The sequence below is a fragment of the Vibrio sp. YT-19(2023) genome, from assembly GCF_033337395.1.
On sequence record NZ_JAWOQN010000159.1, the window covers coordinates 1 to 1,078 of the forward strand.

The following is a 1,078-nucleotide window of genomic DNA, read 5'->3' on the forward strand; positions in this document are numbered from 1 at the left end:
GGCCTAAGATGAGCGCATCACTGACCGACAGCAGTGGTGGTGTATCGATGATGATGCGATCGTATTTATCTTGAAAATGGTCCAGTAGTTTTTTGAAACGATTGGATGCCAGCAACTCTTGTGGGTTGGGTGGAATCAGCCCAGCAGGTAGTACATCTAAATTGGCGTCATCGATGCGAACGATACAATCTTTTATTGCGGTATCCATCGTCAATATGTTGGTTAAACCTGGCTGGGACTCAGGAATATTGAATCGTTTGGCTAAAGATGGACGACGCAAGTCGCAGTCGATAATCAACACTTTCTCCATAGTCGAGAAGGACACCGCCATATTGATGCTGGTGGAGGTTTTGCCTTCCTCTGGAATCGCTGAAGTAAAAGGTAAGATCTTTTGCTTAGTGTTGGTCAGCCTTAATAGCAACGACGTTCGAACAGAGCGACAAGCTTCGCTAAAGAGTTTTTCATCTTTATCTAAGTAGGCGGTATAACTTACCCCATTTTTTCGCAGGGTACGTTTTTTCACCATTGGGATAACCCCCAAGCATGTCACGCCTAGCTTATCTTGAACATCGTTTGAAGTGCGGATGACTTCTCGCAACGTTTCTAAAATGATCACCAATGCACAAGCGATAGCAAAACCGAAGAATGTGGCGATAAGCACCAGTTTCATTCGTTGTGGCGCGACAGGAAACAGGGGAATGATCGCTTTATCAGTAAAGCGAGCGGTCACATTTTTGTAATCGCTAGTAGCGCTGGTTTCTTTTTCTCGATTTAAGAAAGCTTCGTAAAGATCTTTGTTTGACTCTACTTCCCGTTTCAATTGCTCATAGCGCGCCTTTTGCGAAACCAATGATTGGAAATCTGATTTTTTTCTGTCACGTTCTTCGCGCCACATGTCTTCCTGAGCTTTCGCTGCAAGTAAGTCTTGTTGCTTACTAAAAGAGATTTCGCGAATCAATTGCTGAGTTCGCTCTTGAATAGAGGCGAGTTGCGCTTTCGCTTGGACCATTCGATCGTGTTTTGGTCCATAACGTTGCGCCAGTTCAGAAACGTTCTTCGCAGCTTGGGCTTCGGAAAG

At 44.8% G+C, this 1,078-nt stretch carries 1 protein-coding gene; it reads right to left on the reverse strand.

Annotation, left to right across the window (positions count from 1 at the left end):
• Window positions 1-1,078 (reverse strand): polysaccharide biosynthesis tyrosine autokinase (locus R7E78_RS24595; protein ID WP_318058406.1); only part of this gene is annotated, 1,078 nt, incomplete at both ends.